The sequence below is a fragment of the Methylogaea oryzae genome, assembly GCF_019669985.1.
Classification (GTDB): Bacteria; Pseudomonadota; Gammaproteobacteria; order Methylococcales; family Methylococcaceae; genus Methylogaea; species Methylogaea oryzae.
The window spans coordinates 1,389,416-1,401,958 of the sequence record NZ_AP019782.1; the positions used below are offsets into that span (position 1 = coordinate 1,389,416).

Consider the following 12,543-nt stretch of genomic DNA (forward strand, 5'->3'; position numbering starts at 1 on the left):
GTGGACATCGGGGCGGGGGCCGGCTGATGCGCTGCCCTTTCTGCGGCGCGGCCGACACGCGGGTGGTGGATTCCCGCTTGTCCCATGACGGCGACCAAGTGCGCCGCCGGCGCGAGTGCGTCGAATGCAAGGAACGCTTCACCTCTTTCGAGGTGGCGGAATTGACGCTGCCGCGCATGATCAAGAGCAACGGCAGCCGCGAGCCGTTCCGCGAGGACAAGCTGCGCGCCGGCATGCTGCGGGCGCTGGAAAAGCGGCCGGTGGACGCCAATCGCATCGAAGCCTCCATCAACCGCATCAAGAAAGCCCTCATGACCCGAGGCGACCGCGAAGTGAGCAGCCGCGACGTGGGCGAATTGGTGATGCAGGAATTGAGTTTGCTGGATCATGTGGCCTATGTGCGTTTCGCCTCCGTTTACCGTAGTTTCCAGGACGTCAAGGAGTTCCGCGACGTTATCGACCGTTTGGAAAACCAGCGCGAGACCGAGACCTAAGCCGGCCTCGGCGTTCGACGCCGCCTCTTAAGATGCACGATTGCAATAGCGCGGGTTTCACCGCCGAAGACAGCGAATATATGGCGCGCGCCCTGCGCTTGGCTGAACAGGGCTTGTATACCACCGACCCCAATCCCCGCGTGGGCTGCGTCCTCGTCAAAGACGGGCGGGTGGTGGGGGAGGGCTGGCACCGGCGCGCCGGCGGGCCTCACGCCGAGGCGGCGGCCTTGGCCCAGGCCGGCGAGGCGGCGCGGGGCTGCACCGCTTACGTGACCCTGGAGCCGTGCAGCCACCATGGCCGCACGCCGCCATGCGCCGATGCCTTGACGGCGGCGGGCGTGGGCAGGGTGGTCGCCGCCATGCAGGATCCCAATCCCAGGGTGGCGGGCGGCGGCCTCGCCCGCTTGCGCGAGGCGGGCATAGCCGTGGCCTGCGGCTTGCTGGAAGAGCAAGCCGAACGGCTGAATCGCGGCTTCGTCCGACGCATGCGAACCGGCCGGCCCTATGTCACCGGCAAGCTGGCCATGAGTTTGGACGGCCGCACCGCCCTGGCCAACGGCGACAGCCGCTGGATCACCGGCGAGGACGCCCGCCGCGACGCGCACCGCCTGCGGGCGCGCAGCTCCGCTATCCTTACCGGCATCGGCACGGTGCTGGCCGACGATCCTGCCATGACGGCGCGGCTGGAAGGGGAAGACATTTTGCAGCCCTTGAGGGTGGTGCTGGACTCGCGTTTGCGCACGCCGCCTGCCGCCAAGCTGGCCCGGCAGGAGGGGCGGACGCTTATTGCCACGGCCTGCGACGATGCGGCGCGGCGCGCGGCGCTGGAACAAGCCGGTTTCGAAGTGATGCGATTGGCGGTCGACGGCGAAGGCCGCATGGATTTGGCGGCGCTGCTGGACGAGCTGGGCCGGCGCGAGATCAACGAATTGATGGTGGAGGCCGGCCCGACCTTGAACGGCGCTTGGCTGCGATCGGGCCTGGTGGACGAATGGGTGGCGTATATGGCGCCCTGTTTGATGGGGGACGGCGCGCGCGGCTTGTTCTCCATACCGGCTTTGGGCAACATGGACGAGCGTTACGCCTTGCGGTGGCTGGACGTGCGGCGGGTCGGGGCGGATTTGCGCTTGTGTTTCGCTACGGACGCGATTCGGCCATAGGTCGGGCCGGGCGTCTCCGTGCGGCTTTTCTAACGAATTGCGAGATTTAACGCCATGTTCACCGGCATCATCCTGGCCGTAGGCCGGGTAAAAAGCATAGAGTCCAAAGGCGGCGACGTGCGCCTGACCGTGGAAACCGGCAAGCTGCCCTTGGCCGATGCGCAACTGGGCGACAGCATCGCCGTCAACGGCGTGTGCTTGACGGCGGTGGAGTTGGGCCCCGATTTTTTTTGCGCCGACGTGTCGCGGGAAACCCTGTCCCGCACCACGTTGGGCTTGGCCAAGGCGGGCACGGCGGTCAATCTGGAGCCGGCGTTGACGCCGACCACCCGCTTGGGCGGCCATATCGTCAGCGGCCACGTGGACGGCGTCGGCACGGTGGTCGCCCGCCGCGGGGACGGCCGTTCCGAGCGTTTCGAATTGGAGGCGCCGGGCGGCCTCGCCAAATACATCGCCGAGAAGGGCTCGATTTGCGTCGACGGCATCAGCCTGACCGTGAACAGCGTGGACGGCGCCCGCTTCGGCTTGAATATCGTGCCCCATACGCTGGCGGAGACCACGCTGGGCGATATTCGGCCGGGGCACAAAGTGAATCTGGAGGTGGACATCATCGCCCGCTACCTGGAACGCCTGCTGTTGGGCGACAAGGCCGCCGCAAGCGGCGGCGTGACGCTGGATTTGCTCAAGCAGAGCGGCTTCGTCGGCGCTTGATTCGCCATTTGGGCGGGCGCAAGCCCGGCCCGACCCGCATTTTTCACGAGACAGCATGAATACCATCGACGAAATCATCGAAGACATCCGCCAGGGCAAAATGGTGGTGATCATGGACGACGAGGACAGGGAGAACGAGGGCGACCTGGTGATGGCCGCGAGCCACACCCGTCCCGAGGACATCAACTTCATGGCCCGCTACGGTCGCGGCCTGATCTGCCTGACCTTGACCCGCGAGCGCTGCCAGCAGTTGCGCCTGCCGCTCATGGTCAACGACAACCGCACCCCCCATTCCACTAATTTCACCGTTTCCATCGAAGCGGCGACGGGCGTCACCACCGGCATTTCGGCGGCGGATCGGGCGCGCACCATCCAGTGCGCCGTGGCGAGCGGCGCCAAGCCGGAAGATTTGGTGCAGCCCGGCCATATCTTTCCCCTCATGGCCCAGCCGGGCGGGGTGCTGACCCGCGCCGGCCACACGGAAGCGGGCTGCGACCTGGCGCGGCTGGCCGGCTTGGAGCCGGCCTCGGTGATCGTGGAAATCCTCAACGAGGACGGCAATATGGCGCGCCGTCCCGATCTGGAACGCTTCGCCCAGGAGCACAACCTCAAAATCGGCACCATCGCCGATTTGATCCACTACCGCATCCAGAACGAGAAAACCCTGGAGCGCATCAGCACCTGCGACTTTCCCACCGAATACGGCCACTTCCGCCTGCACGCCTACCAGGACGGCATCGACAACAAGCTGCACCTGGCCTTGACCATGGGCGAGGTGGGCGACGGCGAGCCGGTGCTGGTGCGGGTGCACGGCCGCATTTTGCTGTGCGACCTGTTCGGCGCCCGCCGTCACGGCGCCGGGTTGCCGCTGCGCACGGCCATGCAGTGCATCGCCAAGGAGGGACGCGGCGTGCTGGTGGTGATCCGCAACGAGGAGGACACCAAATCCTTGGTGGAGCGCATCCATCAATACGAAATGGAAGACCATGGCGTGGGCATCGCCCGCGAGGAGCCCAGCAACGATTGGCGCACCACCGGCGCCGGCGCGCAGATTCTCGCCGATCTGGGCGTACGCAAGCTGCGGGTGCTGGGAGCGCCGAAAAAATATCCCGGCCTTTCCGGTTTCGACCTGGAAGTGGTGGAATACGTCAACTGCAACTACGATAACGACACGAGTCTATGCCCATGCTGAACATCACAACCATCGAAGGCAACCTGAACGCCGCCGGCGGCCGTTACTTGATCGTTGCTTCCCGTTTCAACAGCTTCATCGTCGAGCAATTGGTCGGCGGCGCTGTGGACACCCTGGTACGCCACGGCGCCAAGCCGGAGGACATCGCCATTGCCAAGACCCCCGGCGCTTACGAGCTGCCCTTGGCGGTGCAGAAGGCCGCCGCTTCGAAAAAATACGACGCCATCATCGCCGTGGGCGCGGTGATTCGCGGCGCCACGCCCCACTTCGACTACGTTGCCGGCGAGTGCGTCAAGGGGCTGGCGACGGTGTCCCTGCAGCACGATATTCCCGTGGCGTTCGGCGTGTTGACGGTGGACACCATCGAGCAAGCCATCGAGCGCGCCGGCACCAAGGCCGGCAACGCCGGCGCGTCGGCTGCCATGAGCGCCATGGAAATGGTGAACTTGCTGCGGGCCCTGGCATAAGCGATGAGCGTATCCCGTACTTTTGCCCGCAGCAGCGCTGTCCAGGCCCTGTACCAAATGCAGGTGGGCGGCCAGGGGCCGCTGGAAATCGAGCGCCAATTCGTGCAGGAGCACGGATTGGGGCGGGCCGATCCCGAGTATTTCAAAGAGCTGTTGCACGGCGTGGTCGCCAATTTGGCGTCCATTGACCAAGCCATCGCCGAATTCACGTCCCGCCCCTTGGACGAGTTGGACCCGGTGGAGCGGGCGGTGTTGCGCCTCGGCACTTTCGAATTGCTGTTTCGCCAGGAAACGCCCTACCGGGTAGTGATCAACGAATGCATCAACCTGGCCAAGCGTTTCGGCGCCACCGACGGCCACAAGTACGTCAACGGCATCCTGGATAAGGTCGCCCGCAAGCGGCGCGCCGTGGAAGTGGGCGCGGCGGGCCGCTGAGCCCGACGAGTGCGACGATGGCGGTTGCCGAATTCGATTTGATCCGCCGTTATTTCGCCGAGCGCACGCCGCGCAACGAAGCGGTGCGCTTGGGGATCGGCGACGACTGCGCCTTGCTGGCCGGCGGGGCGGGCGATGAATGGGCCGTCACCGTGGACGCCATGGTGGAAGGGGTGCATTTCCTGGCCGACGGCGATCCGGCCGATCTGGGCCACAAATGCTTGGCGGTCAACCTCAGCGACCTGGCCGCCATGGGCGCTCGGCCGGCGGCGGTGACGTTGGCGTTGACCATGCCCCGCTCCGACGAGCGCTGGCTGGAAGCGTTCGCCGGCGGTTTTTTCGCTTTGGCCGAGCGTTACGGCGTGGAGTTGGCCGGCGGCGACACCACTCGGGGGGCGGCTGTCGTAATCAGCGTGCAGGCCATGGGGCGCTTGCCGGCCGGGCAAGCGCTGCGCCGCGACGGCGCGAAGCCGGGCGACGGCATATACCTGACCGGCCGCTTGGGCGACGCGGGCCTGGGGTTGAAAATCGCCACCGGCGCCTGGCCCGCTGTCAGCGAAGAGGCGGTGCGGCGCTTGCATCGGCCGGAGCCGCGGGTCGCCATGGGGTTGGCGTTGCCCGGTCTGGCCCACGCCTGCATCGACGTATCCGACGGCCTGGCGGCCGACTTAGGGCATATCCTGTCCGCCAGCGGCGTGGGCGCGACGCTGGATTGGGAGCGCCTGCCTTTAAGCGCCGCCGTGGAGGGCTATGTCGCCGCCACCGGCGATTGGCGCTTTCCGTTGGGCTGCGGCGACGATTACGAATTGTGTTTCACTGCGCCGGGCGATTCAGCCGACGTGCTGGCGCGAGTCGCCGATGCCGGTTGCTCCTGCGTTTGCATCGGCCGGGTCGAGGCCGCGCCGGGCCTGCGGTTGCGGCGGCAGGCTGGCGTGGAAATGCTCGGCGAGTCCGGCTACCGTCATTTTTAACGGCGCATCATGGCAAAAAAATCTTCCCCCTCCATACCCTGGCGTTTGCTCAAAGAGCCGGCGGTGTTTTTGGCGCTCGGCTTCGGCAGCGGCATGGCCCCCAAGGCGCCGGGCACTTTCGGCACGCTGGCGGCGATACCGGTCTATGGCTTGTTCATGGGCTTGCCGTCGTTGAGTTATGCCGCAGTGGTGTTGGCTCTGGCGGCCCTGGGCGTGCAGTGGTGCGGCGCGGCGGCTGAACGCCTGGGCGTGCACGACCATCCCGCCATCGTTTGGGACGAGGTGGTCGGCTTTTTGATCGCCATGGCCTTGGTCCCCCCGTCCTGGCCGGCCGTGACCGCGGGTTTTGTCTTGTTCCGCCTGTTCGATATCCTCAAACCCTGGCCGATCCGTTGGCTGGATAAGCATATCCACGGCGGCCTGGGGATCATGTTGGACGACGTGGCCGCCGGTGTATTGGCGGCTGTTTGCCTGCGTCTGTTGCAGGATGCGGGATGGCTTTCGCCGTCTCTGTGATATTTTTCTTACAAAGCAATTGCTTATTTAAGCGATCCCGCTTATACTTAATGCTCAATCGCGGGGTGGAGCAGTCTGGTAGCTCGTCGGGCTCATAACCCGAAGGTCGTAGGTTCAAATCCTGCCCCCGCTACCAAATCCCAAAAGACGGGGCTAATCCCCCGGATAACAAGAATGGGCCTTCGGCCCATTTTTTGTGGGCGCAATTTACGATAAGCGGATGAAGCAAGCATCTGAACGGCTGAGTAATTTGATCGAACCCATCGTGATCGGCATGGGGTACGAGTGCGTGGGGATCGAGTTCGATCAACACCGCAGGATTTTGCGTGTCTATATCGACAAGCCCGAAGGGGTTACGGCGGACGACTGTTCGGCGGTGAGTTACCAGGTCGGCGGCGTGCTGGATGTGGAGGACGCCGTCACCGGGCAATACAGTTTGGAGGTGTCCTCGCCCGGCCTGGATCGGCCCTTGTTCAAGCTTGAGCACTTCGTCCGGTTCGTCGGCAGCGACGTGCGCCTGCATTTGCGGCGCGCCTTGAATGGGCGGCGCAACTTCAAGGGGCCGCTGCGGGGCGTGGACGGCGACCAGATAACGGTAGAGGTGGATGGCGAATCCTTCGTGATTCCTTACGATTCCATAGAGACTGCGCGGCTAGTGCCGGATTTTTCAGCGGCTGCGAAAGGAAAGCGACATGGCGAATAAAGAAATTTTGCTGGTGGTTGACGTGGTGTCCAATGAAAAGGACATCGAGAAAGAAGTGATTTTCGAGGCTATCGAAGTGGCGTTGGCCACCGCGACGGCGAAGCGCTATGAAGACAAAATGGACGTGCGGGTCGCTATCGATCGGAAAAACGGCGATTACGAAACCTTCCGCCGCTGGATCGTCGTGGCGCCGGACGAGGATTTCCCGGTCGGCGTCGAATTCCCCGATACGCAGATTTCCCTGGAAGACGCCCGCAAGCGCGATCCCAAGATCGAAGTGGGCGACTATATCGAAGAGCCCATCGAGTCCATCGAATTCGGCCGCATTGCCGCCCAGACCGCCAAACAGGTCATCGTGCAAAAAGTGCGCGAGGCGGAGCGCAAGAAGGTGGCCGACGCCTATCAGGATCGCGTGGGCGAACTGGTGACCGGCATCATCAAGCGCATCGAGCGTGGCAATGTGTTCCTGGATTTGGGCGGCAACGTCGAGGCCTTTATTCCCCGCGAGGAAATGATTCCCAAGGAGCCGGTGCGCGCCGGCGACCGCCTGCGCGGCTATCTCAAGTCGGTGGATCCGGAAGTCCGCGGCCCGCAATTGCGGGTCAGCCGCACCGCGCCGGAACTGCTCATCGCCCTGTTCCGCCTGGAAGTGCCGGAAGTGGGCGAGGGCGTCATCGAGATCAAGGGCGCCGCCCGCGACCCGGGCTCGCGCGCTAAGATCGCCGTGAAGAGCAACGACCCGCGCTTGGATCCCATCGGCGCCTGCGTCGGTATGCGCGGTTCCCGCGTGCAAGCCGTCTCCAACGAATTGGCCGGCGAGCGCGTCGACATCATCCTGTGGAACGAGAACGACGCCCAGTTCGTCATCAACGCCATGGCCCCGGCGGAAATCGTCTCCATCGTGGTGGACGAGGACGCCCACAGCATGGACGTGGCGGTGGCGGACGAAAACCTGTCCCAGGCCATCGGCCGCGGCGGCCAGAACGTGCGCCTGGCGTCGGAACTGACCGGCTGGGAGCTGAACGTGGTCGGCGCGGCTCAGGCCGAGGAAAAGAGCGAGCGGGAAAGCGAGGCGCTCAAGCAATCCTTCATGGACGAACTGAGCGTCGACGAAGACGTGGCTGAGATCCTGGTGCGCGAAGGTTTCTCCTCGGTGGAGGAGTTGGCTTACGTGCCGGTGAAGGAAATGCTGGAAATCGAGGAATTCGACGAGGAATTGGTCGAGGAAGTGCGCAATCGCGCCCGTGACGCCTTGTTGATCAAGGCCATCGCCAGCGAGGAAAAGCTGGAATACCAGCCGCCGGCGGAAGACTTGTTGGCCATGGAAGAGGTGGACGACGAGCTGGCGCAGGCGTTGGCGCGTCGCGGCATCACCACCATGGACGACCTGGCGGAGCAGGCGGTGGACGATTTGATGGAGATAGACGGCATGGACGAGGAAAGGGCCGCCAAATTGATCATGGCGGCGCGCGCCCCGTGGTTTAACGCTGAGGCGTAAGAGTATTGGAGAGGAGGCGTAGTCGATGAGTAACTTAACAGTGCGGCAATTGGCCGAAGTAGTCGGTATACCCGTGGACCGTCTGCTCACGCAGCTGGAAGAGGCTGGGTTGCCAAAATCCGGCGCCGACGATGAGTTGGCCGATGCGGAGAAGATGCAGCTGCTGAGTTACTTGCGGCAGAGCCATGGAAAAGGACAGGCCGTGGTCGCCGAGCCGAAAAAGGTGACGCTGAAACGGCGTACCGTCAGCGAATTGAAGCAGGGCGGAGCGCCTGGACAGGGCGCCAAGGTCGTCAGCGTCGAAGTGCGTAAGCAGCGTACTTACGTCAAGCGCAGCGAATTGCCCGAGTCCGGCGATAAATTGGCCGAGATCGAAAAGGCCCAGCAAGAATTGGAAGAAAAACAGCGCGCGCTGGAAGCGGAAGCCCAGGAAGCCCAGCGTCGCCGCGAGCAGGAAGCGGCGGCCGCCGCCGCCAAGAAGGCGGAAGAGGCTGCTGCTCAGTCCGAGGCTGCCAGCAAGGCCGAAGAAGTCGCGCCGCCGGTGGTGGAGACGCCGCCGGTCGAACCGGTGGCTCCGCCTCCCCCTGCCGCCGCGCCGCCCAAGGTAAGCCAGCCGGCGCCGGCTCCCGCCGCTCCGAAAGAAGCGGATCCGCGTAAGAGTGAGCCCGCCAGGCCCGGCAAGAAAAAGCCGGCGGAATACGGCAAATCCCGGGTGGAATTGCGCGAGTCGGAATCGGCCTTGCTTGCCAGCAAGCGCGCCGGCCTCAAGAAAAAGAAAGGCCGGGGATCCGACGCCGGCTTGCCCGAGCAGCGGCATGGTTTCGAAAGGCCCACCGCGCCCATGGTGCACGAGGTCAACGTTCCCGAGGCCATTACCGTGGCGGACTTGGCGCAGCGCATGTCGGTGAAGGGCGTGGAAGTGGTGAAGGCGCTGCTGAAAATGGGCGTGATGGCCACCATCAACCAAACCATTGACCAGGATACCGCCGCTATCGTCGTGACCGAAATGGGCCACGTGCCCAAGCTGCAAAGCGAGGACGATCTGGAGGCGGAAATCTTCGCCGGCGTCGAAGAGGCCGACGCCGAACAATTGCCGCGCGCTCCGGTGGTCACCATCATGGGGCACGTCGACCACGGCAAGACCTCCCTGCTGGACTACATCCGCAAGAGCCGCGTGGCGGCGGGCGAGGCCGGCGGCATCACCCAGCACATCGGCGCCTATCAGGTGAAAACCGATCACGGCGCGGTGACCTTCCTGGATACGCCGGGCCATGCCGCATTCACCGCCATGCGCGCCCGCGGCGCCAAAATCACCGACATCGTGGTGTTGGTGGTGGCGGCCGACGACGGCGTGATGCCGCAAACCAAGGAAGCGGTGGAACACGCCCGCGCCGCCGGCGTGCCGCTGGTGGTGGCGCTCAACAAGATGGATAAGCAAGGCGCCGATCCGGATCGGGTCAAGCAGGAACTGGTTGCCCTGGAAGTGGTGCCGGAAGAGTGGGGCGGCGATACCCAGTTCGTGCCGGTGTCGGCCAAAACCGGCTCGGGCGTTCCCGATCTGATCGAGGCGATTCTCATCCAGTCCGAAGTATTGGAACTGAAAGCCCCGGTCAGCGTCGCGGCCGGCGGCGTGGTGCTGGAATCCAAGCTGGAGAAAGGCCGCGGCCCGGTGGCCGACGTGCTGGTGCAGCGCGGCCTGCTGAAAAAAGGCGATTTCGTGTTGTGCGGCAAGGAGTTCGGCCGCGTGCGCGCCATGTTCGACGAAAACGGCAAGCCGGCCAAAGACGCCGGACCTTGCGTGCCGGTGGAAATCCTCGGCTTGTCGGGCGCCCCCAATGCCGGCGACGAATTCGTCGTCGTGGCCGATGAGCGCAAGGCGCGCGAAATCGCCACCCAGCGCGAAGAACGCAGCCGTGCCAGCGCCCTGGCGGCGCAGCAGGCGGCCAAGTTGGGCGACGTTTTCGAGCGCCTGGAAGCCTCCGCGGGTTCGGTCGATTTGAATCTGATCGTCAAGGCCGACGTGCAGGGCAGTTTGGAGGCCTTGCGCGGCGCGTTGAGCGAATTGAGCGGCGCCAAAGTGCGGGTGCGCGTGATCTCCGGCGGCGTGGGCGGCATCACCGAATCGGACGCCAACCTGGCGCTGGCGTCCAACGCCATCGTCATCGGCTTCAACGTGCGCGCCGACGCCGGCGCCCGCAAGCTGATCGAGGAAAAGGGCATCGATCTGCACTATTACAGTGTGATCTACCATGCCATCGACGAGATCAAGAAAGCCATCACCGGCCTGATGGCGCCGGAATACAAGGAGCAAATCGTCGGTATCGCCGAGGTGCGCGAGGTATTCCGCCATCCCAAGTTCGGCGACATCGCCGGCTGCTTGGTGCTGGAAGGCTACGTCAAGCGCAGTTTGCCGATCCGCGTGCTGCGCAACAACGTGGTGATCTTCGAAGGCCAGCTGGAGTCCCTCCGCCGCTTCAAGGACGACGTCAACGAGGTCAAGTCGGGCATGGAGTGCGGTATCGGCGTGAAGGATTACAACAACGTCAAGGCGGGCGACCAGATCGAAGTGTTCGAGCGCATTGAGGTCACTCCGACCCAATAGTCGGCTGTGCGATCATGGCGTCCCGCCGGTCGATGGCGGGACGCCACGATCGTCCCCTCGGCCTAGCCTTGTCCCGAAACCGAGGGGCAAGGCGGCCGCGATTTTCACATTAGAGATTTATGCCTAGAGAATTTACCCGCAGCGACCGCGTCGGCTCCCAGATGCATCGGGAGTTGGCCGAGTTGCTGCGCACCGAGGTCAAAGACCCGCGCGTCGGCATGGTGAGCATCCACGAGGTGGAAGTGACGCGCGACCTGTCCGTGGCCAAGGTCTACGTCGGCCTGATGTTGGGCGGCGCCGAAGAGGCGCGCGCCAGCGTGGCGGCCCTCAACAGGGCCGCGTCGTTTTTGCGCAAAGAGCTGGGACGCCGCATGCTGCTGCGCAGCGTGCCGGAAATCCGCTTCATCTACGACGATTCCGTGGAGCGCGGAGCGCGCATCAGCCAACTGCTGGGCGGCTTTGCCGCCAAGCCGGACGAATCCGCGGACGCGGAGGAGTAAGCCATGGCGCAGCGCAGACGCAACAAAGGCCGCGAGGTCAACGGGATTCTTTTGTTGGACAAGACGCCAGCCGTCACGTCCAACACCACCCTGCAAGACGTGAAGCGCTTGTTCCAGGCGAAAAAGGCCGGCCATACCGGTAGCTTGGATCCGTTAGCCAGCGGCCTGCTGCCGATTTGCTTCGGCGAGGCGACCAAACTGTCCGGTTTCCTCTTGAATCAGGACAAGCGCTACGAAGTGCTGATACGTTTGGGCGTGACCACCAGCACCGCGGATGCCGAGGGCGAGGTGCTGGAGCGCAAGCCCGTGCCGGCGCTGGACGAGGGGTTGGTGGAAAGCGCGCTGGCGCGCTTTCGCGGCGATATCGAGCAAGTCCCCCCCATGTATTCGGCCCTCAAGCACCAGGGGCAGCGCCTTTACGAATTGGCCCGCCAGGGGGTCGAGGTGGAGCGGGCGGCGCGGCCGGTCACCATCCACGCTTTGCGCTTGCTGGCGATGACTGGCGATACGCTGAGTCTGGAAGTGCACTGCAGCAAAGGCACCTACGTGCGCACCTTGGCGGAGGACATCGGCGCGGCTTTGGGCTGCGGCGCGCATGTGGCCGCCTTGCGCCGCACCGCGGTGGGTGGCAGTTACTCGGTCGCCGAGGCGGTGACGGTGACTCAATTGCAATCCATGTCCGACGAGGAGCGTTTGGCGTGTCTGCTGCCGGTGGACCATGCTTTGCAGGATATGCCGTCGGTCACGTTGAGCGAGGAGTTGTGTTTTTTCATACGCCAAGGACAATCGGTGTTCGTGCCGAAGGTGCCGCCGGCTGCCAGTTGGCTGCGTTTGTACGACAAGCTAGGCGTGTTGGTGGGCGTGGGCGAAGTGGCCGATGACGGCAAGGTGGCGCCGCGACGCCTCCTGAGGGTTTAGCCTCTTTCGCCTTGTGGGCGGACGGGGGTAAAGGTACAATTTTATTTTTTATAAACGGTTTAATTTTGGGAGCCCCTATGGCATTTACCGCAGAAGAAAAAGGTACTGTAGTTAAGGAATATCAGCGTCAAGCCAACGACACCGGTTCTCCGGAAGTGCAGGTCGCGTTGTTGACCGCCCGCATCGTTCAGCTGACGCCGCACTTCAGCGAACACAAGAAAGACCACCACTCCCGTCAGGGTTTGCTGCGCATGGTCAACAAGCGCCGCAAGCTGCTGGACTACCTGAAGCGCACCGATGCGCCGAAATATCGCCAACTGATCGAGCGTTTGGGTCTGAGAAAGTAAGCGGGCGTCGCGGCGGCAAACTAGTAAGG

General features: G+C 64.1%; 14 protein-coding genes and 1 tRNA gene. All 15 read left to right on the forward strand.

From position 1 onward, the window contains the following. The first annotated feature begins 26 nt into the window (after positions 1–26). Positions 27–494, forward strand: a complete 468-nt coding sequence (gene nrdR, locus K5607_RS06515; RefSeq protein WP_221048577.1) for a transcriptional regulator NrdR — start codon at positions 27–29, stop codon at positions 492–494. A 32-nt stretch (positions 495–526) separates the two neighbouring features. Beyond that, on the forward strand, positions 527–1,654 hold the full coding sequence (gene ribD / locus K5607_RS06520) for a bifunctional diaminohydroxyphosphoribosylaminopyrimidine deaminase/5-amino-6-(5-phosphoribosylamino)uracil reductase RibD (protein WP_221048578.1): 1,128 nt from the start codon (positions 527–529) through the stop codon (positions 1,652–1,654). Positions 1,655–1,708: 54 nt separating this feature from the next. Continuing rightward, on the forward strand, positions 1,709–2,365 hold the full coding sequence (locus K5607_RS06525; protein WP_221048579.1) for a riboflavin synthase: 657 nt from the start codon (positions 1,709–1,711) through the stop codon (positions 2,363–2,365). A 55-nt stretch (positions 2,366–2,420) separates the two neighbouring features. Continuing rightward, entirely contained in the window at positions 2,421–3,557 is a 1,137-nt protein-coding gene (ribBA, locus tag K5607_RS06530) for a bifunctional 3,4-dihydroxy-2-butanone-4-phosphate synthase/GTP cyclohydrolase II (RefSeq protein WP_221048580.1), read from the forward strand. Continuing rightward, positions 3,551–4,024 carry a 6,7-dimethyl-8-ribityllumazine synthase gene (gene ribH, locus K5607_RS06535; protein ID WP_054774869.1) on the forward strand — a complete coding sequence of 158 codons (474 nt, stop codon included), beginning with the start codon at positions 3,551–3,553 and terminating at the stop codon, positions 4,022–4,024. Before ribBA ends, ribH begins: the two co-directional genes overlap by 7 nt. A 3-nt stretch (positions 4,025–4,027) precedes the next feature. Further along, complete coding sequence (gene nusB, locus K5607_RS06540) at positions 4,028–4,459, forward strand: transcription antitermination factor NusB (protein WP_054774867.1); 432 nt, start codon at positions 4,028–4,030, stop codon at positions 4,457–4,459. Positions 4,460–4,476: 17 nt separating this feature from the next. Continuing rightward, on the forward strand, positions 4,477–5,430 hold the full coding sequence (gene thiL, locus K5607_RS06545) for a thiamine-phosphate kinase (protein WP_221048581.1): 954 nt from the start codon (positions 4,477–4,479) through the stop codon (positions 5,428–5,430). A 9-nt stretch (positions 5,431–5,439) separates the two neighbouring features. Further along, a complete protein-coding gene (locus tag K5607_RS06550) occupies positions 5,440–5,946 on the forward strand; it encodes a phosphatidylglycerophosphatase A family protein (RefSeq protein WP_054774390.1) in 507 nt (168 codons plus the stop codon). A 59-nt stretch (positions 5,947–6,005) separates the two neighbouring features. After that, positions 6,006–6,082: transfer RNA gene (locus K5607_RS06555), tRNA-Met, on the forward strand. An 84-nt stretch (positions 6,083–6,166) separates the two neighbouring features. Next, positions 6,167–6,649, forward strand: coding sequence for a ribosome maturation factor RimP (gene rimP / locus K5607_RS06560; protein WP_221048582.1), 483 nt, complete (start codon positions 6,167–6,169; stop codon positions 6,647–6,649). After that, positions 6,639–8,147 carry a transcription termination factor NusA gene (nusA, locus tag K5607_RS06565; protein ID WP_054774391.1) on the forward strand — a complete coding sequence of 503 codons (1,509 nt, stop codon included), beginning with the start codon at positions 6,639–6,641 and terminating at the stop codon, positions 8,145–8,147. The genes rimP and nusA overlap by 11 nt, the downstream gene beginning before the upstream one ends. 25 nt (positions 8,148–8,172) lie before the next feature. After that, on the forward strand, positions 8,173–10,749 hold the full coding sequence (infB, locus tag K5607_RS06570; RefSeq protein ID WP_221048583.1) for a translation initiation factor IF-2: 2,577 nt from the start codon (positions 8,173–8,175) through the stop codon (positions 10,747–10,749). A gap of 119 nt (positions 10,750–10,868) precedes the next feature. Then, positions 10,869–11,249: a 30S ribosome-binding factor RbfA gene (gene rbfA / locus K5607_RS06575; protein WP_082411420.1), complete on the forward strand. Its 381-nt coding sequence runs from the start codon at positions 10,869–10,871 to the stop codon at positions 11,247–11,249. 3 nt (positions 11,250–11,252) lie between these two features. Continuing rightward, positions 11,253–12,167: a tRNA pseudouridine(55) synthase TruB gene (gene truB / locus K5607_RS06580; protein WP_221048584.1), complete on the forward strand. Its 915-nt coding sequence runs from the start codon at positions 11,253–11,255 to the stop codon at positions 12,165–12,167. A gap of 77 nt (positions 12,168–12,244) precedes the next feature. Beyond that, positions 12,245–12,514, forward strand: coding sequence for a 30S ribosomal protein S15 (gene rpsO, locus K5607_RS06585; RefSeq protein WP_054773137.1), 270 nt, complete (start codon positions 12,245–12,247; stop codon positions 12,512–12,514). Positions 12,515–12,543: the final 29 nt, after the last annotated feature.

Coding starts and splice junctions, on each gene's coding strand:
- nrdR (WP_221048577.1), top strand. CDS start 27: ATGCGCTGCCCTTTCTGCGGCGCGGCCGACACGCGGGTGGTGGATTCC.
- ribD (WP_221048578.1), top strand. CDS start 527: ATGCACGATTGCAATAGCGCGGGTTTCACCGCCGAAGACAGCGAATAT.
- K5607_RS06525 (WP_221048579.1), top strand. CDS start 1,709: ATGTTCACCGGCATCATCCTGGCCGTAGGCCGGGTAAAAAGCATAGAG.
- ribBA (WP_221048580.1), top strand. CDS start 2,421: ATGAATACCATCGACGAAATCATCGAAGACATCCGCCAGGGCAAAATG.
- ribH (WP_054774869.1), top strand. CDS start 3,551: ATGCTGAACATCACAACCATCGAAGGCAACCTGAACGCCGCCGGCGGC.
- nusB (WP_054774867.1), top strand. CDS start 4,028: ATGAGCGTATCCCGTACTTTTGCCCGCAGCAGCGCTGTCCAGGCCCTG.
- thiL (WP_221048581.1), top strand. CDS start 4,477: ATGGCGGTTGCCGAATTCGATTTGATCCGCCGTTATTTCGCCGAGCGC.
- K5607_RS06550 (WP_054774390.1), top strand. CDS start 5,440: ATGGCAAAAAAATCTTCCCCCTCCATACCCTGGCGTTTGCTCAAAGAG.
- rimP (WP_221048582.1), top strand. CDS start 6,167: ATGAAGCAAGCATCTGAACGGCTGAGTAATTTGATCGAACCCATCGTG.
- nusA (WP_054774391.1), top strand. CDS start 6,639: ATGGCGAATAAAGAAATTTTGCTGGTGGTTGACGTGGTGTCCAATGAA.
- infB (WP_221048583.1), top strand. CDS start 8,173: ATGAGTAACTTAACAGTGCGGCAATTGGCCGAAGTAGTCGGTATACCC.
- rbfA (WP_082411420.1), top strand. CDS start 10,869: ATGCCTAGAGAATTTACCCGCAGCGACCGCGTCGGCTCCCAGATGCAT.
- truB (WP_221048584.1), top strand. CDS start 11,253: ATGGCGCAGCGCAGACGCAACAAAGGCCGCGAGGTCAACGGGATTCTT.
- rpsO (WP_054773137.1), top strand. CDS start 12,245: ATGGCATTTACCGCAGAAGAAAAAGGTACTGTAGTTAAGGAATATCAG.